The following is a 21432-nucleotide window of genomic DNA, read 5'->3' as shown; positions in this document are numbered from 1 at the left end:
GCCGCGATGATGAAAATGCGGACGTCCCCCAGCATGATTGATCCGGTTTCGCCGTCACTGCATCAAGGCTATGCCCGATCCTGGACGGCTTCGGCCAAGCGACGCCCGTCGCCACCGCACCGCCAGACGAGTGGATCGAATTGGACATTTGAGCCCCGTTCGCGGCGCGGCCGCATCGCAAATGTCGAATTCAAAAGATCCAAACGAGTCAGAAGCTTACTGGTGGTTTCACCCCAGGCGGAGTATAGCGCGTTTTGAAACGGTCCTTCCGTCGACTGCCGAAGGCCACGATCGGCTTCTATCTGATCGCGATGGTGGTTGCTGTCGCGCTTCCGATGTTGGCCTTTGTCGTCATTCTCCTCGATCAGCTCGAGCGCAGCGAGCGCGAGGCGCTGGAGCGGCGCACCGTGCGCGATGCCCAGGCGCTGTCGGCCGCCGTGGATCGTCAGCTCCACGACATGACGGTGACGCTGCGCCTGCTTGCCACCGCCCAGGAGCTCGCCGACGGCGATCTCGCGACCTTTCACAACCGGACGCAATCGGTGCTGCGGTCCGGGGCGATGTTCCTGCTGCTGGTCGACGAAAACGGGCAGCAGATCCTGAACACCCGTACGCCTTACGGCTCCGAGCTCCAGCCGATGTCGAATCAGCCGTCGCTGGAATCCGCGCTGGACTCCGGTCAGATCGAAGTCTCCGACGTGTTTTTCGGGCGGACTGGCGGGCACTGGGTCTTCAACGTCACGATGCCGCTCCCCGAAGAGCTGCGGCATGTCGGGGCGGCGCTGATCCTGACCCAGAATGTCGGAACCCTTGGCCGTCTGATCGAGCCGAACGGGTTGCCGGAAGGGTGGTCGTCGGTTGTGGTCGACGGTGCCGGCCGGATCATTGCGGCGAGCGACGACAAGGACCCCGGCGAGAATTACGAGCAGGAGATCCTGTCGAAGACGTTCGGCTACAGCGGTACGATCCGTACGTCCCTTGCCGGATCGAACGTGCTGGCGGGCTATTCCAGGGTCTCCGGCGGAGCCTGGACGGTCTATGTCGCCGGGCCGGTGGAGAAGGCGCAGGCTTCGCTGATCTCGGTTTGGCGGTTCCTGATCCTGGGCGGCGTGGTCCTGATCCTGATCTCGATCGGGGGCGCCATCCTGCTCGGTCGGCAGATGCGCAACTCCGTGGTCTCCATCGCCGACATGGCCCAGCGCATGGGACGCGGCGAGATCGTGTCGCCGGTCTCCACCCGCATCGTCGAGGCCGACATGGTCTCGATGGCGCTCTCCGAAGCCTCTTTCGACCGCTCGGAGGCGGAGGACCGGCTGCACTTCGTGATGCGGGAGCTTGCGCACCGCACCAAGAACCTGCTGAGCGTCATTCAGGCCATGTTGCGCCAGACCGCGCGCCAGAGCAGCTCGCTGGATGAGTTCCAGGTCGCCGTGAGCGGTCGCCTGCAGGGCCTGTCGCGCTCGATCGATCTGCTGACGGCGGAGAACTGGACCCGGGTCTCCATGACCCAGCTCGTGGTCAGCCATTTGGAAATGTTCACCGACACCAAGGAGCGGCTGAAGATCTCCGGCGTCGATTTCCCGCTCAAGCCGGAAGCGGTGCAGAATATCGGCATGGCGCTGCACGAGCTCGCCACCAATGCGGTGAAATACGGTGCCTGGTCCGTGCCGGACGGCAAGGTCTTCATCGATTGGTCGGAAAGTCCTGCAGGCGAGGCCGGCGAGGGGCGCATCACCATCCGCTGGCGCGAAGTCGGCGGGCCTCCGGTCGAAGCGCCGAGCCGGAAGGGTTTTGGGACGACCGTGATCGAACGTCATCTGACGGCCGCGTTCGGGGCCGAAGTGGAGCTGGACTATCTTGCCGACGGGTTCGTCTGGCAGGTCAGTGCGCCGGCCTACGCGTTGAAGTGGCAGGCGCGGAAGGGCGAAAAGGGCGATGCTGGGGAGCGCAGCCCGGCCTCATGACGAGACGCCCGTGTTCGGACGGGCACAGTCCGCCTGAAAAGAGACGGTGCCAGGTGGTGGCACCGGAGCGATTTCGCTATCTCTCTCGCCTCGGCAATCCGGCCGGCGGCAGAGGACAAGCGACCGTGGCCCGTCTCGATCCCAATAAGAAAAATCCGATGGTTATGCCCGACGGCATGGTCGTGGAACAGACCGTGCACCTGAAGGCCGTCATCGACCATCCGCGCATTACGGTCGGCGACTTCAGCTACTACCACAACTTCGCGGTGCTGCCGGACTATGCCGCCTATATGGCGCCCTATTTGTTTCCGCTTAGCCCGGAAAAGCTGGTGATCGGTAAGTTCTGCCAGTTCGCCCACGGCGTGCGCTTCATCACCAGCTCCGCCAACCACGACATGAGCGGCTTCTCCACCTATCCGTTCGCGACGTTCATGCTGACACCGGACATGAGCCGGGACGACATTCTGGCGCTGTTCGATATTCCCGGGCGCAAGGGCGACACCGTCATCGGCAACGATGTGTGGATGGGAGTGGACTGTCTGGTGATGCCGGGCGTGACGATCGGCGACGGTGTGATCTGCGCGGCCCGCTCGGTGATCACCCGAGACGTGCCGCCGTACACGATCGTCGCCGGCAACCCGGCCGAGGCCGTCCGCCGGCGCTTCGACGAGCCGACCATCGCGGCCCTTCAAGAGATCCGCTGGTGGGACTGGCCGGCGGAGGTCATAGAGGCTAACCACCGGATCATCTCCGGCGGGGATATCGATGCGTTGCGGCGGGTGGCCGAGCGGGTTCGCGAAGGTTAGCGGTTCGCCGGAATGATGCTGCCATAATCTGACGGCACAAGCGTGGCATGCTGGGATATGTCGCGCTCCGAACGCCTGTTCGATCTTCTCGATCTGCTGCGCAGTCACCGACGGCCGGTGAGCGGCCAGGTGCTGGCCGATGGACTCGGCGTCAGCCTGCGCACCCTCTACCGCGACATCGCCAGCCTGCAGGCGCTCGGCGCGGCGATCGAGGGCGAGCCCGGTGTCGGCTATGTCTTGAAGCCGGGCTTTCTGCTGCCGCCATTGATGTTTTCCGCCGAGGAGATCGAGGCGCTGGTGCTTGGGTCGCGCTGGGTGGCCGACCGGGGCGACGCGCGGCTCGGCCAAGCCGCTGAAAGCGCGCTCGCGCGCATCGCTACGGTGCTACCGGCCGATCTGCGGGACGAACTCGATCGGACCGGTCTCGTGGTCGGGCCGGGGATGGAGCGTCCGGCCGAAACGGTCGACCTCGCCGTCCTGCGTGCGGCCATTCGCGACGAGCGGAAGCTCGCGCTGGCCTATCGCGACGAGAGCGGCGCGGCGAGCGACCGCGTCGTCTGGCCGATCGCGCTCGCCTTCTTCGACCGCGTGCGGGTGCTTGCCGCCTGGTGCGAGATGCGCCAGGATTTTCGACATTTCCGCACCGATCGCATCGCCTCCGCAGTCCCTCAGGACACGCGCTATCCGCGCCGGCGCGCGACCCTTTCCAAGGCCTGGCGAGAAACGCTGAAGGCGCGCAAGACCGACGCGAAGGAAGCGTGATCTTCGCCTTCGCTGCATATTGCTGACAGAAATTGGCAGTTTAGCCCGCTAGCGTCCGCCTCGTGTTCCATTCGCATGAGGAGATCGCCGTGAGCGACACGAACATCATCATTCTCTATGTGACCGACGTCGAAGCGAGTGTGCGCTTCTATGCTCGCGTGCTTGAGCTGGAGGCGCTGGAGGCAAGCCCCGGCTTCGCGCTCTTCGCCCTTCCTTCCGGTCTCAAACTCGGCTTATGGCGGTCCGACGCGGTGACGCCGCCGGCCGAGCATGGCGGCGTCGGGTCGGAAATCGGGTTTCAGGTTGCCGAGGCGGGGCACATCGACGCGATCTGCCAGGCATGGACGGCCAAGGGTGTCGGCATCGCGTTTCCCCCGACGGATCTGGGTTTCGGGCGGAGCTTCATGGTTCACGATCCCGATGGCCATCGGCTGCGCGTCTATGCCCGCGCGAACGGAGCATGAGCGCGGAGGAGGGCGCCTGGATCGTGGTTGCGTCGGCGGAGCACGTTTCCACCGGGCAGGCGCTTGGCATCGTCCAGGCGTGTCATGGCAAGGTGGCGCCGCTGCGCCGCATGGCGGCCGGCGATCGCGTGATCTGCTATTCGCCGACCACGACCTTTCACGGCCGTGACCGGCTCCAAGCCTTCACGGCCATAGGGACGCTGCGTGAGGGGGCGCCTTACCAGGTGGAGATGGGGCCGGGCTTTTGGCCCTTCCGCCGCGACGTCGACTGGTGGCCGAGCGCGCACGCGCCGATCAGGCCGATTCTCGATCGCCTCTCTTTTACGCGGGGACGGACGGGTTGGGGCTGGAAATTCCGCTTCGGTGCGTTCGCGATCGAGAGCGGCGACGCGGATGTCATCGCCGCCGCGATGGGCGCGCATCCTCCGACCGGCTGATGGGCGACGACGGCAGTCGGTGCGGGGGATGCTCCCGCACCGGAGGCGTCAGGTCACCCGGAAGAAGCCCGTCATGCCGGTCTTCTGGTGTTCGATGATGTGGCAGTGGAACACCCAGTCGCCGGGATTGTCGGCCTTGAGCGCCAGTCGCACGCGCTCGTCTGGGCGGATCAGATAGGTGTCGGTGTAGTTCGCCGGGACATGCCCTTCCGTCGATTCCAAGGCCTTGAAGGACAGGCCGTGAAGATGGATCGGATGGATGTGCGGCGTCCGGTTGGCCATCTCCAGAATGTAGGATTTGCCCTGCTTCAGCTCGTAGAGCGGTTCGTGCGGATCGGGGCTGTCGCCGGACCAGGGCACCTTGTTGATGGCCCAGAAATTGTAGCCGAGCGAGCCGCAGAAGCTTTCCGTGGCCGGAGCGGCTTCCGCCGTGGCGGAAAGCTCGAGCGGAAGGATCGCCGCGTTGTCGAGATCGGGCTCCGCAACCGGATTTGCGGGCAGGACGCCGACCTCGCGCAGATCGCGCTTCAGGCTCTGCCCGACCGCTCGAAAGCCCGCGATTTCGTAGGGACTGGTGGTGCGGTTGTTCACGAGCCGGGCGGTCGCGCCTTCCGCGTCGGGCATGCGAACGATGAGATCGAGCCGCTGCCCCGGTCCGAGCATCATGGTGTCGAAGTCAACGGTGACGGGGACGGGATTGCCGTCGATGGCCACCACCTTGGCTTCGGCACCTTCCAAAGCGAACTCGTAGATCCGCGTGACATCGGTGATGGCGATGCGCAGCCGAACCAACCCGCCGGCCGGCGCGTCATATTGGGGCGCGACCTTCCAATTCGCCGTGCGCACCGTACCGAACGTGCCGGAGCGGGCGGCATCGCGCGGCTTGAACTGGGCGATGAAGCGACCCTTTCCGTCGAGCCGCCAATCGCGAAGATTGAGCGCGATTTCATCGTCGAAGGTCGGGTCGTCCGGATTCTCCACGATGAAGAGGCCGGCAAGCCCATGGCCCATCTGCGTCAGCGTGTTGCAGTGGGGGTGGTACCAGAAGGTGCCGGCGTCGGGCGGGGAGAAGGCATAGTCGAAGCTGTCGTCCTGATAGACGTAGGGCTGGGTAAGGAAGGGCACGCCGTCCATGGCGTTGTCGATCCTCAGCCCGTGCCAGTGGATGGTCGTGGGTTCCTCCAGCGTGTTGACCAGCCGTGCGGCGAAGCGGCTGCCGCGCCGAACCCGGATCACCGGCGGCTCGGGTCCGTCGTTCCAGGTCAGTACGTCCTTGGTCACGGAGGCGCCATCGATGACCGCGTCCGTCTTTCGGGCCCGCAGCTCCATTGGCGTCGCTGCCCAGACGGCCCGGTAGCCGCCCAGAACACCCAGGCCCGCCCCCGAGGCCGCAAGCAGCCCGCCTGCCTTGATCAGGTTCCTTCGCGTGATCGTCATCGCTTCGAGGCCCTTGTTTTCATGAATTCGGCGGAGAATTTATTTTAAATTCTCTAAACTAATATTCGTCGTTTCCGCGTCGGACGGTAAAACGACGCTGTTCGAGCGCAATGACATCTTTTGACGCACGGGGCCAAGCTGAATGGGATCTTGGCTCTCCCGCTTTCAGTTCGACACGAAAAAAGGCGCGGGAGGGGCTCCCGCGCCTTCTTCCGTCTGGTAGGCGGCCGGGTCGCCGGCCGCCTCCTTGGATTTAGAAGTCCATATCGCCCATGCCGCCGGGCATGGCCGGCATGCCGGCATCCTTCTTCGGCTTCTCCGCGACCATGGCCTCGGTCGTGATCAGGAGCGAGGCGACGGAGGCGGCGTCCTGCAGGGCGGTGCGCACGACCTTGGTCGGGTCGATGATGCCCATCTTGAAGAGGTCGCCATACTCGCCGGTCTGGGCGTTCCAGCCCCAACCGAAATCGTCCTTCTCGACGATCTTGCCGACGATGACGGAGCCGTCCTCGCCCGCATTGTGGGCGATCTGGCGCGCCGGGGCCTGAACGGCCTTGCGGACCATCTCCACGCCGGCCTTCTGGTCGGCATTCGCCGGAGAAAGACCCTCAAGCGCCTTGAGCGAGCGAAGCAGTGCGACGCCGCCGCCCGGAACGACGCCTTCCTCGACCGCCGCGCGCGTGGCGTGCAGGGCGTCGTCGACGCGGTCCTTCTTCTCCTTCACCTCGACCTCGGTGACGCCGCCGACGCGGATCACCGCGACGCCGCCGGCGAGCTTCGCAAGACGCTCCTGCAGCTTCTCGCGATCGTAGTCGGAGGTGGTCTCTTCGATCTGGGCCTTGATCTGGTTGACTCGGGCCTCGATGTCGGACTTTTCGCCGGCGCCGTCGACGATCGTGGTCTCGTCCTTGGAGATCGACACCTTCTTGGCCTTGCCGAGCATGTCGATGGTCACATTCTCAAGCTTGATGCCGACGTCCTCGGAAATCACCGTGCCATTGGTCAGAACGGCGATGTCCTGCAGCATGGCCTTGCGACGATCGCCGAAGCCCGGGGCCTTCACGGCCGCGACCTTCAGACCGCCACGCAGCTTGTTGACCACGAGGGTGGCGAGCGCCTCGCCTTCCACGTCCTCGGCAATGATGAGGAGCGGACGACCGGACTGCACGACGGCTTCCAGCACCGGCAGCAGCGCCTGCAGGTTGGAGAGCTTCTTCTCGTGGATGAGGAGGTAAGGCTCGTCGAGCTCGACGCGCATCTTGTCGGCGTCGGTGACGAAATAGGGCGAGATGTAGCCGCGGTCGAACTGCATGCCCTCGACGACCTCGAGCTCGGTCTCGAGCGACTTGGCCTCTTCGACGGTGATGACACCCTCGTTGCCGACCTTCTGCATCGCCTCGGCCAGGAAGCGGCCGACTTCGACGTCGCCGTTGGCGGAGATGGTGCCGACCTGGGCGATCTCGTCGTTGGAGGAGATGTCCTTGGCCTTGGACTTCAGCTCGGTGACGATGGCTTCCACCGCCAGGTCGATACCGCGCTTGAGATCCATCGGGTTCATGCCGGCGGTGACCGCCTTGGCGCCTTCCTTGACGATCGCCTGGGCGAGAACCGTCGCGGTCGTGGTGCCGTCGCCGGCCAGATCGTTGGTCTTCGAGGCGACCTCGCGGACCATCTGGGCGCCCATGTTCTCGAACTTGTCCTCAAGCTCGATTTCCTTGGCGACCGTCACGCCGTCCTTGGTGATGCGCGGCGCACCGAACGACTTTTCGATGACGACGTTGCGGCCTTTCGGGCCCAGCGTCACCTTGACCGCGTTGGCGAGGACGTCGACGCCCTTCAGCATCTTGTCGCGAGCGGAGGTGGAAAACTTAACTTCCTTGGCAGCCATGATTTTGTTCTCCGTTGAGAGACTGCGTGGACCAGGCGCGCTTAAGCGGCGGCCTTGGCGGCGGCGGTGCCTTCCAGCACGCCCATGATGTCGGATTCCTTCATGATCAGGAGATCCTCACCGTCGATCTTCACCTCGGTGCCCGACCACTTGCCGAACAGAACGCGGTCGCCCGCCTTCACGTCGAGGGCCACAAGCTCGCCCGCCTCGTTGCGGACGCCGGGGCCGACGGCGACGACTTCGCCTTCCTGCGGCTTTTCCTTGGCGGTGTCGGGTATGATGATGCCGCCGGCGGTCTTGGTGTCGGACTCGATGCGGCGCACGACCACGCGGTCGTGAAGCGGCCGGAACTTCATGATCTGTTCCTCCATGAACCAGATGCGATTGTAACTGGTGAACCAAGTTCCTCCTCACGGGGAGGGCGTCCGATCGCGGCACGCTCCCCCGTGCGGTCGGTGAGATGGGATGATCGCTCACCGGTATCAAGGTACCTGCCATAAATTTTTAGCACTCGCTAGTGGGAAGTGCTAACAGCCGCGTCATGTCGCATGCGAGGCGGGGAGGGCTGTTGGCAGCAGTCGTAGAGGAATGCTGCTAACTTGCTGATTTAGAAGGCATAATTTCGGAAGCTGGCTTGCCATCGCCGCGGCTGCAATGCACCATTTCGGTATCGGCCACAAGACCAGAGGGAGCCCGATGACCGATTTCGCCTTCGATCGCCAGCTGGATGGCTATGGACTGACCACCGCGAAGATCCTGTATCGTATGCCGGACCATCCGACCCTGCTGCAGACCTATCTCTGGCAGGACTACGATCTCGCTCCCGAATTTCCCGAGCTGAACCGGTTCCTCGCTTTCTGGCGGCGCGAGCTCGAAGGGCCGCTTCATTCGGTCGAGGTCGCCTATCGCCGGCTGGTGGCGCCGCACGAATGGCGCCGCGTCGACGGCCTGTCCTTGTTGAACTGATTCGACGGGACGTCGCTGTCGCGCGGCGGTCACGGACAGGTGCACATGGTTCTCTGTAACGTGGCATAAGGTCTCGTTTCCGCCGTAAACGAGACCCACACGTCTGCCGCGAAACCAGAGGACCATGCCCGCCGATGACCGTGCGCTATTCCGCCCACCCCTCGATGTTCAGAAGCCGCCCGCTCACCTTCCTTCTGTGCATCGTGTTGATTCCGGTTGGGATCGGCATCGTGGCGCTGCTGGTCTGGTGGCTGTTCCACCGCGCAACCACGCTGACGGTGGACGACGACCGGGTCATTCTCGATCGCGGCCTGATCTCCAAGGAGCATATCGAGATCGAGCTGTCGTCGATCCGGACCGTGAAGATCGACCAGTCGCTGCTCGACCGCCTGCTCGATTCGGGAACCTTGCGGGTCTATACGGCCGGCGATACGCCGGAACTCCAGATGAAGGGGTTGCCGGATCCCGCCGGGCTGCGGCAGGCAATGCGGCCCTGATTGTACGCGAGTCTGCCTGCGCATCCGGCCTTCTACAGGGGTAAACAGGCACTGCGGCCAGTGGTCCTTTCGACCATACATGCGCTCCTGCCATATCATTTCCCTTATTGGGCGTAGATGTTCAGGGATCGTGGGTCTAAACCGTTAATCGGGAGATGCCGCTCTTTGTCGTGCGCGGTTCTTTGGGTCGTTCGATCCAGACAGGACGCGTCAACTTGAATACGGACGTCGGACGGGAGACGACTTGGTGACGACAGCCAAATATCGCTGTAGCGCCTGCGGAGAGCCGCTGATTCGCCCGGTGCTGAGCTGTCCCTACTGTGGCGCGTTTCGCTCTGCCGTTCCGCTTGAGGAGATGGCCGACACCGATACGGCCGCTCCGGCAGGCGCCGCGACGTCGCCGCATCCCGAGTCGGTGCCTGAAGGGTCGACGGAGACGCCTCCGACCCAGGGCGTGCGGCGGATCCAGCCCGACGATCGGGCGCGCGGCGCGGCACCGGCAGAGCCGTCGCCGCCACCCGCCGCAGCCGACGAGTGGCCGGATCTCGGGCCTGGGCCGCAGGCCCCGGCACCCGAGCCGGAGCAGAAGCCCGCGGACGATGACGATTGGGGCCTGCCGCCGCCACCGCCGTTGCGCGCGCAGTCGCGACCGCGCGAAGAGCCACAGCGCGATGCTACGCTGCGCACCGTGCCGCGTCCGCCGCGTTCCGGCCGGCCGGGTGAAAATCGCGGATCGCGGCGCAACGAGCCGAAGGTTTCAGCGCCCGATCGGGACGAAAAGGCTCGCCCCCGCACGCGCAAAGTCGGAGAGCTTGGCCGCCGCGGCTCACCGGAGCCGGACCAGGCCCACGAGGCGCCGAACGTGCCTGACGACGCGCCGGAGGAGCGGAAGGCCGAGGCCCCGCGCGCCGTTCGCCCTGTGAAAGACGACTCGGTTGCCCCCGAAGGCGAGGGACGGCGCGCCAGACGGCGGCGGGCATCGGCCCAGCGCCGCGCACACGGCCCTCACCGCGTTGCACCGGAGGTCGAGCCGGCGCCGCGCGGCCGAAAGGCACCGCCCGTCGAGGACACGGATTGGGACGACGCCGACGCGTATGACGAAGCGGATGACCATGCGATCGTGCCGGGTGCGGACGAGCTTCTGGCGACGCCCTACCGGGAACGCCGGCGGCGCGGACGAGGCGGATGGATCGCCTTTTTGATCGTCCTCATCATCTTCTTCGGTGCGATCGGGGGCGGAGTCTACTGGGTCAACCAGATGGGGTTGATGAGCCTTCTGGCGCCCAACAGCCTCCGCGTCACCAGCTTTGGCGAAGCAAGCTCGGTGGAGGTCTCCACAAGCTGGACGACGGTTCGCGATCCGTCAGCAGGCGGTGCCGTCGGTATGCTCCTGAACGCGTCCGGACCGTTCCGCATCCGGGTCGACGGAACCGTCTACACGCTTGCGGGCGACAGCTCCGTCCGGGTTCCGGTGAAGCCGGGAACCGTGCTGGAGCTGCGCGGCCGCGATGGGCCGGTGACGGTGAATATCACACGGCTCGGGGAAGAACCGGCGGAGCAGTAATCGACCGTTACGGCAGGTGCGGATTGCCGGAGGTCTAGATATATCCTTGGTGCGATATGGTTTGCGGTCGATGCGGCATGCCAAATCGCCGCTCAATGGCATTCCGTTGTAATATTAGATGGCAAAGTTCATTGGCTTTGCGTCCGGCCGGGGTCTTGTGAGGCAATTTATTTTTGGCTCTCGGGTGGCCAGCCGTCGTTTCAGCTTGATAGGGTCCGGCCGCATCCAATCCGACCGTTCCATCTTCGAGTTGAACAATGCCGAACCTGACCGTGAGGCCGAACGTGCCCTTCGACCTTGAACCGCTGTCGCGTCTGCTGGTTGAGGAGGCGGATCTCGCCCTGGTCAATCCGAACGCCAAGCATCCCTTCGATCCGCTCGAGTGGCAGGAAAAATGGCTGAACGAGCCGGATGACGCTTCCTTCTATCTCGTGGACGAAAGCGGACGAGAGGTCGGCTTCTTCGCGCTTCGGATCGGGATCGGTCCCGAGGTGCGACATCTGGTGTACGTCTTCGTGGAGGAAGAGGTTCGCGGAGGGGCCGGCAAGCTTTTGACCGAGCTTGCGGAGGAGGCTGCCCGCGATCTCGGCGCGCTTTCCATCACGCTCAAGGCCGAGACCGATAACGACCCGGCCATGCGTCTTTATGACGGGGCAGGCTACGAAGAACTTGGCCGCCGCCAAGGCATGGCCACCATGCGCAAGGATCTTGACTAACAGCTTCGAGGGTCAGGACCCATAAATCCGGAGGGCATGGGTTCTGACCCTAGACCCGCTCCGTTTTCCTCGGACGCGCGGAGCGGCTCCAAGTTATTGTTTCGACGCGTTTTCGGACGGCGAAACGGTTTCCGCTTTCAAGCACAGAGGTGGCGTACCCGCCCGCTCAGGCGGTGGGAGAGGGGGCGATGCGATCATCCTCGCCGGCAAGCGGCTCACGGATTTCCGGTTCGATCGATAGGGTGAGCGTCACCATCGTTCCGCGTTGCGGCCGGTTGCGGATCTCCAGGGAGCCGGCATGGGCGGCGGCGACCTGCTGAACGATGTGCAGCCCCAAGCCTGTCCCGAACACGCTGCTGGAGTTGGAGGCGCGGAAATAGCGTTGGCCGACCTTGGCGATGTCCTCTTCCGGAATGCCGATGCCTTCGTCGCTCACCGTCAGAACGAGCGCGTCCGGACGAAGGGAGGCGGACAGGCAGATCGCGTCCTGCTTTTGGGAGAACTTGGCCGCGTTGTCGATGAGATTGCCGAGCGCAATCGCGAGCATGTCGGGGTCGACCGCAGCCTCGTCCGCATCGCCGATACCCTTGGTCGATAACTCGATGGTCCGCTCCGGCATCAACGCGCGGCTCCGGTGGACGATGCCGGTAAGGGTGGCGACGATCGGAACCCGCGATCGATTGGCGCGTCCCGCATAGCCATCCATGCGGCTTCGGTGCAGCGAGACATCCATGATCTCGACAAGCCGGCGCACCGCCTCGTCGATCTGGGCGATCCGACGGCGATTGGCGTCATCACGGCCGGAGATCGCGTGGCGGAGCGCCGTGACGCTTGATCGGATGACGGCGAGAGGGGTCTGATATTGGTGCGTGACCACATCGACGAAGCGGAGCTGCTCGGCCTGGGCTGCCCGTTCCTGAGCAAGGGCCCGTTCCGCGGCCTCTTTTGCCGTCACGAGTTCCGCGGTGCGGCTTGCGGCGAGATCCATCGCAGCCCGCTCCGCCTGTCTTGAGATCCGAAGCAGCTCGCTTTCACGGCGCAGACGTTCCGAAGCCGACGTCCGCTGCATGAGGGCGACCGACATCAGGCAGACGAACACGAAATTGCCGAGCAGGAGCAGGCCGACGACGCGCGTGGTGGGTACGAAAAAGCCCAACAGCACGGCGTGATAGGGAATTGCGAAAAAAGCGTAGACGATGCAGGCGATGGCAGCCGTTCGTGCGTCGTCTCTTTCTTGAAAGGCCTTGGCGACGTTCTTGTAGGTGAAGACGAGAAACATCACCAACATGACGAAGAATTCTTGGAATATGAATTCGCGATAATAGCCAAGTAGGCTGAGCGGCAGCCCAAGCAGGACGTAGCCAAGAGACAGTCGATAGATCCAAAGGAAGATCGGCTGGCCTTTGCGAATGTCGGTCTGCTCGGCGAGCAGCATCAAGCCGAGGGCGTGGCAGATGATGAGTGCGAATTGCGTGACTTGGTCCTGCAATCCGGGGAGCGTGCGGGCAAGCGCGTGAAGCCCGAGGCCGCTCAGCGGCAGGACGTTGACCGACTGAGAAAATAGAAAGGCCGAGAAGATCAGCAGGATGGGGGCTTTGGAGAGCCGCCAGTTGATGAACATAATGACCGATAGAACGAGAAAAAAGGTCAGAGAAAATCCGAAGAAAGCCGATGTGGCAATCGCGTTTTTCAAGAATGCCGTGTAGCTGCCGAGCCAACCTTCAAGCATCAGCGAGCTTGTGGTCTTGATTCGAATGAACAGTTCGAACGTGTCGGTGTTGGGTGGTGGGATCTTTGCCCCCTGGAATGGGAAGCTGAAGGTGTTCTGCTGCGCTTTGCTATGGTCGCCGAGTTGGACCATGCGGAAATCCGATGCGGCGCGCGGATCAGCTGTCGTGGGTGCATAGACCTCGATGGAATCGAGAAAATTCGGCCGGAACCAGACATAGAGATCGTCTTGAAATCCGGGCGGCAGGCGGACGGTTGTCTTCAGCCAGATTGTGTCGCGGGTATAGCCAAAGAGCAGAGAGCCGGGTGCGGGCTCAAAGTCGAGGCGATCCGTCCCGAACACGACATCCGCAAGTGTTCGCTGGCCCGTTGGATCGCGCTGGATGGCGACATGCCCCAAGAGCGTGTGCTCTGCACTGTCGGCGCCGAACCGCACCGGCGGCACCTCGGCGGCCGCGGAGCCCGCGGCGAAGAGCGAAAGCGAAACGGCCAGGACGAAGGCCGCGAGCCGATACGCTATCGATCTGGTTTGTTTATCATTGCGCAAGCGCGCGCTCCGTTCAGTCGTAATCTTTTTGTTGACCTGGCGCGGTTAGATTAGGTTGCGGCCAACAGGCTTGGCGAGTCGTATTGGAAGAGAGGTGAGGCCGGTGGCTCGAGTCATCCTGGTCGAAGATGACGCCGACTTGCAGAACAGTCTTTTGGATTGCCTCGAAATTATGGGTCACTCGACCCTGGCGGCTGAAAGTGCGGTGGATTTCTATCAAAAATTGCAATCCGACATTTTCGAAGTCGCGGTGGTCGATATCAATCTTCCCTATTACGACGGTTTCAGCATTGTTGAGTATTTATCAGAGAATTCGAATATTAAAATTATAATCATGTCGGTGCGGGACGCGTTGGAGGATCGCGTACACGGATACAGGTCGGGTGCCGACATTTACATGACGAAGCCGATCGATCCGGAGGAGCTCTCGGCGGCTATTTCCAGCTTGGCGGGAAAAAAGCGGGCAGAACATCCATCGGCTTCGGCCGTGGCTTGGGTCTATCGCGTTCGCGAGATGGAACTGACCGCGCCGACCGGTGCCATCATCTCCCTCACGCGCCGGGAGGCGCGCTTCGTTAGTTATTTGGCGCTGCGTCCCTCTAGTGTCGTAACGCGCGAAGAGGCGCTGCGGGCGCTCGGCGACGCGGATACGGAAAGGAGCCGCCGGAATCTCGACACGCTCCTGTCGCGTCTGCGCACCAAGGTCAAAGAGGCGACAGGAGCATCGCTGCCGATCGATACGGTGCAGGGCCGAGGCTTTTCCGCGACCCAGGAGATCGTCGTCGAGGGAGGTCTGCCGGCAGATGGCGCTTAACAGCCCGTCTGGTCGTATCAAGCGTTCGTTTTGAGCTCGCTCCGTTTCTTCGCGAACTCGACGGCCTCGGCACTCTCTAAAACCAGGGGTTGATCAGACGATGAGCATCCTCGTGTGCGTAAAAAGTCTGAGAAAAATTTTACAAGCGAAGAATGAAACATATCTTTCAAAAATGAAATAGCTTTCAGTTCTCTGTCATACTTACGATAGATATCTCCTTGAATAGTAAAGCTTGCTGAGCGTAGGCGTTGAGGGGCAAGGTGATCTGCTTTTTCGGCAGTCCGCCAAGGGTCGAACCGGTTCGACCTTGTCGATCGACGCAGGGGTGGGGCCGATGCCCGATCGTCGGGTTGGCAAGGACTGCGCGTCTGCCGCAGGCTAGTTTTGGGGGAATTGATGCAAATTCGTAGGTCTTCGCCGGTTCGGTTGTCGCGCAAGCGTGAGCTTCTGGCGTCCACGGCCCTGGTTGCGGCCGTCGTCGCAGCCTCGCCCTCGGTGGGCTTAGCGCAGGATGCGACGCCACTCTGCGTGGAGTATTCCTGCACCATTCCGGAAGGCTCCACCTACGATCGGCTGTATCAATATTCGACCGGGACGACGGGCGGTGGGACGGCTCCGAGCAACCAGTATCCGGGCCAGAACGCGCCGGGAACCAGCGGCTCGGATATCACCATCGTCAACAACGGAACTTTCGCAAAGGCCGGAAACGTTCCGATTACGATTTCGACGACCGGCGGCAATGGGGCCGATGGCTCGGACAACGTGTATCCGGGATCGGGTGGCGACGGCGGCTCTATCACCTTCACCAATGCGGGTGACATCACCGCAAACGGCAGCAATGCCGCCACCGGCAATATTGAAGAATCCTTTGTTCTGAATCTCACCTCCACCGGTGGCAACACTGGCGGGTGGCACATCGGCCGCGATCTCTACGAATATCCGACGCCTTCCGCTGGCGGTAGCGGTGGCGATATCACGGTTACCCTCAAGGACGGCTCGACCTTGACCCTGCAGGGCAGCGGAGGGGACGAAGGCGACGAATCCTATGTCGTCTACGCCGTTTCGCAGGGCGGAGACGGCACGACCGGCGCGGAGGCGGAGCACACATTCGAGTATTCCACGCAGGGCTCGGATGGCGGCACCGGCGGGGCCGTGTCCGCCACAGTTGATGGCAAGGTCTCCGCGTCGCCGGATTATGTCGCCGCGATCTACCTGGAATCCATCGGCGGGGATGGCGGCACCGGCGGTCAGGACAATGCGGACCTAGATCAGTTGCCGGGCGACGGCGGGGCGGGCGGCGATGCCGGGACGGCGTCGCTGACGCTCGGCTCGGCCGGTTCCATTAAGACCACAGGGACGAATGCCCCGGCGGCGATCGTCCAGGCGGTCGGCGGGAACGGCGCGTCTCCCGGAAGCTTCATGGATTGGTGGACGTCGGCTTATAATGGCGGCCAGTCCGGCGGCGCGGGCGGCGCCGGATATGACAGCACGGCCACTTCCGAGACCTCGGTCACGTTCTCAAATGCCGGCACCATCACGACCCAGGGCGATGCCTCGCCCGGCGTGGTGTTGCAGAGCGCCGGAGGCGTCGGGGCGAATGGTGGCGCCGACATCGGCAGCTCCAGCGCCTACCAGAGCGGCGGCGACGGCGGGAAGGGCGGCGCCGTCGAGGGCCACAACACCGGGACGATCAGCACCAAGGGCGATTATTCGATTGCGCTGTTTGCGCAAAGCGTCGGCGCGTCCGGCGGTGCCGGTGTCGAAGGCGGTGACGGTGGCACCGCCGGAGACGGCAACAGCGTCACGCTGACGAACACGGGGACGATCAGCACCGAGGGTGCCGGTGCGGCGGCAATCCTGGCTCAGAGCGTGGGCGGGGGCAATGCCGCGGCCGCGGCCAATCCGCTGGATAATGCGCTGTCCGGCATCGACACGAGCGGGACCGGCGGAGGTACGGCCGGCGGCTCGTCCGGTTGGCTCTCCTTCGCCGAAAAAGGCGGTGACGGTGGTTCGGGCGGCGTTGGCGGTGCCATCACGGTAACCAACGAAGGCACCGTCATCACCAAAGGGGCGGTTTCGCCCGGTATCTGGATCCAGAGCCTAGGCGGGGGCGGGGCCTCTGGTGGCAGCATTGACTCCACGGGTGCCGTCTTGAACCTCTCCGCCGGCGGCGACGGCGGCAATGGCGGCGCCGGCGGTGACGTGACGGTGCTTGCCGGTTCCAGCCCTGGAAGCATCTCCACCAGCGGCCTCGTCTCGCCGGGTATCCTGGCTTTCAGCATCGGCGGCGGCGGCGGTGTTGCCGGCGGTGTGGACGCGACGACCTATTCGGTTGCGCTGCCTGCCATCTCCATCAATGTTGGCGGCAATGGTGGCACCGGTGGCACCGGTGGCACCATTACGATTGACAACACCTCGACGATCAAGACGGAGGGCATCGATTCCCACGGCGTCTTCGCCGCCAGCATCGGCGGTAGCGGTGGGGCGGGCGGCCAGGCGACCGACAAGTCGGAGGCCACCGCCTTCGACGAAGCCATGCCGAATGTCTCCGTCGGCTGGGCGGTCGGCGGGGACGGCGGCAGCGGTGGCGATGGCGGCGAGGTCAAGATCACCAACAAAGCCTCGATCACGACGTCGGACATGCAGTCGTTCGGAATTTCCGCCTCCAGCCTTGGTGGTGGCGGCGGGACCGGGGCGAATGCCTCGGCCACGGCCCAGGCCAGCGGCAAGGCGGTTGACGTGGCTCTCTCAGTCACACTCGGCGGGGTCGGCGGGGCCACCGGTCAGGGTGGCAAGGTGACCGTCGACAACAAGGCCGACATCACCACGAACGGGTTCTTCTCCTACGGCATCTTCGCTCAGTCGGTCGGTGGCGGCGGCGGCACCGGCGGTACCGGGTCCGCGCAGGACGGCGACGCCTCGCGGGCGACCCAGTCGGTGGCGGTCAATATCGGCCTGGGCGGCAAGGACAGCGCTGGCGGCGACGGCGGTACGGTGATCGTCACCAACGAAGCCACGCTCGTCACCACGGGCGCCGATTCCACCGGCATCCTGGCGCAGTCCATCGGTGGTGGCGGTGGTACGTCGACGGGCGGCAACGCGACGGCCACGACCTCGGCCACCGGCGATAAGAACAACGACGGGCTTCAGGTCGAAGTCGCCATGGGCTCCGACGGTGGCAACGGTGGCACCGGTGGCGAGGTCAAGGTGACCAACGACGCCAAGGCCACCATCAAGACCATGGGCGTCGGCTCGCACGGCATCCATGCCCAAAGCGTCGGCGGTGGTGGCGGTACGGGCGGCACCGTGGCGGCGAACACGCCCGATGCCGGCATGATGGCGCGCGCCGAAAACCGTGCGAAAGCGAATATGAAGAGCGCCGCGGAGACCTCGGCCTGGAACAAGATGACTGGCTCGAAAGGTAGTGGCTCGTCGTCCTCGAGCGACAATTATATCCGGCCCAGCTATTCGGCGGGCATGACCGTCGGCGGTAAGTCGGGCAACGGCGGCGACGGCGGCACCGTGACGGTCGAGAACGACGGCACGACTACGACCGACGGCAACGGTGCGTTCGGTCTGTTCGGCCAGTCCGTCGGCGGTGGCGGTGGCTCCGCCGGCGCGGCCTCGACCACCAGCTCGTCGACGTTCAACCTGGATGTCGCCATCGGCAGCCCCGGCGGGCTTGGCGGCACCGGCGGCACGGTGACGGCGGCCAATAGCGGCTCGATTGGAACCAGCGGCCACGGCAGTTTGGGCATCGTTGCGCAATCGGTTGGCGGCGGCGGCGGCCTTGCGGCCAGCACGGTCGCCACCAGCAGCGGCGATGCCTCGATCACTCACTCCTTCGGCGCCAGCGGGGGATCCGACGCGGTTGGCGGGACGGTGACCGTCGACAACAGCGGATCGGTGACGACCTCGGGCCAGGATGCCCATGGCGTGGTTGCCCAGTCGATCGGTTCCGGTGGCGGCATCGGCGTGCTTGGCGCGGTAGAGCTCAACACGGTCAAGGACAACGGCACCAACCCGTTCGAGACGGATCTGACGGTCGGCCATATTTTCGGCGGGACCCAAACGGACGGGGGCCATGGTGGCTCCGTCACCATCAACCAGTCCGGGACGGTCTCCACGACCGGGCGGACCGCGTTCGGCATCATCGCACAGTCGATCGGTGGCGGCGGCGGCATGTCCGTCGACGCGGCGGGACCGCTCGTGACGGCGACCGTTTCCGGAGCCCACCGCCTGAGCGGCAGCCATGCCAATGGGGCGAGCAACGGCGGCGACGTCACGATTTCGCTGGCCAAGGGCTCTTCCATCACCACCACGGGAACCGGCTCGGTCGGCATCGTGGCCCAGTCGGTCGGCGGTGGCGGCGGCTACACCGGAAGCTTCGGATCGCGGGGGATGAGCTACAGCGATTGGCTCAGCGCCATGGACAATCTGATCATCGACGATCCGGCCGGCACCGGCACCGGCGGGGCCGTCCTGATCCAGGATGCTTCGTCCGGCGGAGGCACGACCATCTCTACGACCGGCTCGCGCGCCCATGGCATCGTCGCCCAGTCGCTCGGCGGCGGCGGCGGCCTAGCCGCGGATGACGATGGCCTGCTCATGCTGACGACGCTGGTCGACGATAGCGGCACGACCTATCGCCGCAACGCGTTCGGGTCGGCCACCGGCAGCGGCGGCACCGTCACCATCGACCTGACCGGCTCGATCTCCGCGACGGGCTCGAACGCCTATGGCATCTGGGCCATGAGCGGTCAGCAGCTCGAAGATGGAACCCTCGATCCGAACAACCCAGGCGGCGTGATTTCAGTCACCTTCGACGGTGATATCACCGGCGGTTCCGATAGCGGTGCGGGTATCCGCGTCGATGGTGGCTCCAACAACACCGGCTTCAAGGGGACCAACTACATCAGCTTCTCGGGTGGGACGCTGCAGGCGGGGTCCGGCACTGCGATCATCGCGACCACGCCGATCGATGTGTTCAACACCGGCACGATCATCGGCAATCTCGACTTCGTGCGCGGCGGCACCTTCTCCAACGAGCCGGGGGGCCGGTTCGAGCCGGGCACCAGCCTCGATATGCTGGGCGACGGCACCTATGCCGCCGGTGGCGTGTCCGCGCAGGCGACCTTCATGAACTACGGCTCTCTGAACGTCGGCGGTGCCAACAAGGTCGCGCAAACGGCTTTGACCGGCTCCTTCAGCCACTTCCAGGGCGCCGACTGGACGGTCGACATGGACTTTGCCGCCGGGACCAACGACAGCCTGTCGGCGACCGGCGCGATCGCCTTCGTCGGCGGCTCCATAACGCCGCAGGTGCTGGCCCTGCCGTCGACCTTCGATCCGTCGACGCCATTCCAGGCGACGTTCGCCACCTCGACCCAGTCGGTCGATATCGGCCAGGCGACGGCCACCGACAGCCTGGTGGTCAACTACGACCTCCAACAGCCCGATCCGACTTCCGCGTCGATCGTGGTGTCGAGTGTCGACTTCGCCACGCCGGCGTCGAAGCTGTCGGATGCCTCCAACTACGCGTCGGCGGCGAGCTACCTGCAGCAACACTGGAATGCGGGCAATCTCGGTCAGCTCGGTAGCCACTATGTCACGCTCATGAACGAGCAGACCTCCTCGGGCTATCAGGAGGCGCTGAAGGACATCGTTCCGGAAACCAATGCGGTGACGGCGGCGACGGCGCCGAACAACGCCAAGACCTTCCAGAACCAGATCCATTCCTGCCCGGTGTTCGTCGGTGACAGCGCGAGTCTCAGCGAAGAGAGCTGCGTCTACGTGCGCGGCACCTATATGAGCCTCGATCACGGCTCGGACGGGCAGATCACCGGCTACGACGAGGATCAGAGCTCGATCCAGATCGGCGGCGAAGCCTCGCTGGAAGGCAACCCGTTCCTGGGCGACAACTGGTTTGTCGGTGCGGCGGCGCTCTACACCGACTCCTCCATCAAGGCGGATGACCACCAGTCCTCCGGCGACGGCGATGCCTGGTCCATCGGTGCCGTCTTGAAGTACCAACCGACCCCGAACTGGCTGCTCGCCGCTTCGGCAGGCTACACCTTCGGTCAATACGACTTCGATCGCTCCGTCTCCGTTGCCGGCGTGCCGGCTACGGCCAGCTCGACCCAGGATATCCACACCATTTCCGCCCGCATCCGGGCGGCCTACGATGTGGATCTCGGGCATTGGTATCTGCGGCCGGCCGCCAATCTGGACTTCATGTACGTGAACGTGCCGGCCTACAGCGAAAGCGGTGCCGGCGTGCTCAACATGAACTTTGAGTCCAGCAACGACAGCCAGGTCGGGTTCACGCCGGAAATCGAGATCGGCGGGCGTATCGATACGGCGATGGCCACGCTCCGGCCTTATGCCAATGCGGGCGTCACGTTCTGGAGCGACAGCTCCTGGACCCAGCGCTCGCGGTTGGCCGGTGCTCCGGTCGGCGCGGCGGCGATCGAGACGAGTTATGAGGGCGATGACATCATCGGCAACCTGAACCTCGGCCTCGACGCGATCATGAAGAGCGGGCTCGAGCTCAAGGCGCAGTATGGCCTGCAGGCGAGCGATGACTTCACCTCGCACACCGGAACGTTGCGGGTCGGGTACCGGTTCTGATCACCGGCCGACGAGTCCGGAGCAATGGGTTCGGTCTCAAGGAAGGTGCGCGGCGGAGAAACACCGCTGCGCACCGGCGCCCCAAAGCGTTTCCCGGCAAAGGGAGACCCCGTTCGCCGCCCGGAAGCGCGTCAAAACAATGCGTTAGAGCCGTTCCGCGATTCGGTAAAAAGCGGGACGGTTCGAGACGTGCAGCAAGATGCACTCGGCGG

At 64.3% G+C, this 21432-nt stretch carries 15 protein-coding genes; 11 read left to right on the top strand and 4 right to left on the bottom strand.

What is annotated here, in order from left to right:
• Positions 1–254 precede the first annotated feature (254 nt).
• From HNS03_RS07145 to HNS03_RS07125, 5 genes are all read left to right on the top strand, one after another.
• The gene (locus HNS03_RS07145) at positions 255–1964 is read left to right on the top strand and encodes a sensor histidine kinase (RefSeq protein ID WP_367194073.1); all 1710 of its coding nucleotides are present in this window, start codon (positions 255–257) and stop codon (positions 1962–1964) included.
• Between the two features lie 158 nt (positions 1965–2122).
• Positions 2123–2770 carry a CatB-related O-acetyltransferase gene (locus HNS03_RS07140; RefSeq protein ID WP_367194071.1) on the top strand — a complete coding sequence of 216 codons (648 nt, stop codon included), beginning with the start codon at positions 2123–2125 and terminating at the stop codon, positions 2768–2770.
• Between the two features lie 57 nt (positions 2771–2827).
• The gene (locus HNS03_RS07135; protein WP_367194070.1) at positions 2828–3532 is read left to right on the top strand and encodes a helix-turn-helix transcriptional regulator; all 705 of its coding nucleotides are present in this window, start codon (positions 2828–2830) and stop codon (positions 3530–3532) included.
• A gap of 89 nt (positions 3533–3621) precedes the next feature.
• Positions 3622–3996, top strand: coding sequence for a VOC family protein (locus tag HNS03_RS07130; RefSeq protein WP_367194069.1), 375 nt, complete (start codon positions 3622–3624; stop codon positions 3994–3996).
• Positions 3993–4433, top strand: coding sequence for an EVE domain-containing protein (locus tag HNS03_RS07125; protein ID WP_367194068.1), 441 nt, complete (start codon positions 3993–3995; stop codon positions 4431–4433). The genes HNS03_RS07130 and HNS03_RS07125 overlap by 4 nt, the downstream gene beginning before the upstream one ends.
• Positions 4434–4481: 48 nt before the next feature.
• Here the strand turns inward: HNS03_RS07125 and HNS03_RS07120 are convergent, their stop codons facing one another.
• The 3 genes from HNS03_RS07120 to groES form a co-directional block, all read right to left on the bottom strand.
• A complete protein-coding gene (locus tag HNS03_RS07120; protein WP_367194066.1) occupies positions 4482–5870 on the bottom strand; it encodes a multicopper oxidase family protein in 1389 nt (462 codons plus the stop codon).
• A 253-nt stretch (positions 5871–6123) separates the two neighbouring features.
• Complete coding sequence (gene groL, locus HNS03_RS07115) at positions 6124–7758, bottom strand: chaperonin GroEL (protein WP_367194064.1); 1635 nt, start codon at positions 7756–7758, stop codon at positions 6124–6126.
• Positions 7759–7799: 41 nt separating this feature from the next.
• Positions 7800–8114 (bottom strand): co-chaperone GroES, encoded by a 315-nt coding sequence (groES, locus tag HNS03_RS07110; protein WP_367194063.1) that lies wholly within the window; start codon positions 8112–8114, stop codon positions 7800–7802.
• A gap of 340 nt (positions 8115–8454) precedes the next feature.
• Between groES and HNS03_RS07105 the strand changes: the two genes are divergently transcribed.
• From HNS03_RS07105 to HNS03_RS07090, 4 genes are all read left to right on the top strand, one after another.
• Positions 8455–8724 carry an usg protein gene (locus HNS03_RS07105; protein ID WP_367194062.1) on the top strand — a complete coding sequence of 90 codons (270 nt, stop codon included), beginning with the start codon at positions 8455–8457 and terminating at the stop codon, positions 8722–8724.
• 134 nt (positions 8725–8858) lie between these two features.
• On the top strand, positions 8859–9221 hold the full coding sequence (locus HNS03_RS07100) for a PH domain-containing protein (RefSeq protein ID WP_367194060.1): 363 nt from the start codon (positions 8859–8861) through the stop codon (positions 9219–9221).
• Between the two features lie 247 nt (positions 9222–9468).
• Entirely contained in the window at positions 9469–10785 is a 1317-nt protein-coding gene (locus tag HNS03_RS07095; RefSeq protein ID WP_367194059.1) for a hypothetical protein, read from the top strand.
• Positions 10786–11042: 257 nt separating this feature from the next.
• Complete coding sequence (locus HNS03_RS07090) at positions 11043–11501, top strand: GNAT family N-acetyltransferase (protein ID WP_367194057.1); 459 nt, start codon at positions 11043–11045, stop codon at positions 11499–11501.
• 166 nt (positions 11502–11667) lie between these two features.
• Here HNS03_RS07090 and HNS03_RS07085 read toward each other — a convergent pair whose 3' ends face one another.
• A complete protein-coding gene (locus tag HNS03_RS07085) occupies positions 11668–13776 on the bottom strand; it encodes an ATP-binding protein (RefSeq protein ID WP_367194056.1) in 2109 nt (702 codons plus the stop codon).
• A gap of 103 nt (positions 13777–13879) precedes the next feature.
• On the opposite strand from HNS03_RS07085, the gene HNS03_RS07080 reads away from it, so the two are divergent.
• Together HNS03_RS07080 and HNS03_RS07075 are read left to right on the top strand one after the other, a co-directional pair.
• A complete protein-coding gene (locus HNS03_RS07080; protein ID WP_367194055.1) occupies positions 13880–14590 on the top strand; it encodes a response regulator transcription factor in 711 nt (236 codons plus the stop codon).
• A gap of 396 nt (positions 14591–14986) precedes the next feature.
• Positions 14987–21220 carry a hypothetical protein gene (locus HNS03_RS07075; protein ID WP_367194054.1) on the top strand — a complete coding sequence of 2078 codons (6234 nt, stop codon included), beginning with the start codon at positions 14987–14989 and terminating at the stop codon, positions 21218–21220.
• The last annotated feature ends 212 nt before the right edge of the window (positions 21221–21432 follow it).

Source organism: Amorphus sp. 3PC139-8, assembly GCF_040750475.1.
In the GTDB taxonomy this organism is placed as follows: Bacteria; Pseudomonadota; Alphaproteobacteria; order Rhizobiales; family Amorphaceae; genus Amorphus.
This window is presented reverse-complemented; position numbering and strand designations above follow the sequence as displayed.

Coding starts and splice junctions, on each gene's coding strand:
- HNS03_RS07140 (WP_367194071.1), top strand. CDS start 2,123: ATGGTTATGCCCGACGGCATGGTCGTGGAACAGACCGTGCACCTGAAG.
- HNS03_RS07135 (WP_367194070.1), top strand. CDS start 2,828: ATGTCGCGCTCCGAACGCCTGTTCGATCTTCTCGATCTGCTGCGCAGT.
- HNS03_RS07125 (WP_367194068.1), top strand. CDS start 3,993: ATGAGCGCGGAGGAGGGCGCCTGGATCGTGGTTGCGTCGGCGGAGCAC.
- HNS03_RS07120 (WP_367194066.1), bottom strand. CDS start 5,870: ATGACGATCACGCGAAGGAACCTGATCAAGGCAGGCGGGCTGCTTGCG.
- groL (WP_367194064.1), bottom strand. CDS start 7,758: ATGGCTGCCAAGGAAGTTAAGTTTTCCACCTCCGCTCGCGACAAGATG.
- groES (WP_367194063.1), bottom strand. CDS start 8,114: ATGAAGTTCCGGCCGCTTCACGACCGCGTGGTCGTGCGCCGCATCGAG.
- HNS03_RS07105 (WP_367194062.1), top strand. CDS start 8,455: ATGACCGATTTCGCCTTCGATCGCCAGCTGGATGGCTATGGACTGACC.
- HNS03_RS07100 (WP_367194060.1), top strand. CDS start 8,859: ATGACCGTGCGCTATTCCGCCCACCCCTCGATGTTCAGAAGCCGCCCG.
- HNS03_RS07090 (WP_367194057.1), top strand. CDS start 11,043: ATGCCGAACCTGACCGTGAGGCCGAACGTGCCCTTCGACCTTGAACCG.
- HNS03_RS07075 (WP_367194054.1), top strand. CDS start 14,987: ATGCAAATTCGTAGGTCTTCGCCGGTTCGGTTGTCGCGCAAGCGTGAG.